General features: G+C 67.0%; 1 protein-coding gene. It reads left to right on the plus strand.

Features of this window, described 5'->3' with window-relative positions:
• Nucleotides 1-230, plus strand: a 230-nt coding sequence (locus DM807_RS00045; protein WP_179026917.1) for a hypothetical protein, incomplete at both ends; no start/stop codon positions are given.

Here is a 230-nt window from a genome sequence, read left to right on the forward strand (position 1 = left end):
GTGCAAAGCCGCGATTTCCACCATCGCAACCTGGTGGCCATGCTGCTGAACAAGACGCTGGAAAGCATGTACCCGGCGGACGCCCCCTCACCGGAACTGGCCGCGTTCCGGCTTGGCCTGGAGCGCCGGGGCCCCGCCCTGTCGCCGGCCGAATCGCAATTTCAGGCGCTCACCCACAAGGACTACTCGCCCCACGGCGCGCGCCTGGTACAGCGCCTCGATGTCGAGAA

The organism is Pseudomonas hunanensis, assembly GCF_013393325.1.
GTDB lineage: Bacteria > Pseudomonadota > Gammaproteobacteria > Pseudomonadales > Pseudomonadaceae > Aquipseudomonas > Aquipseudomonas putida_P.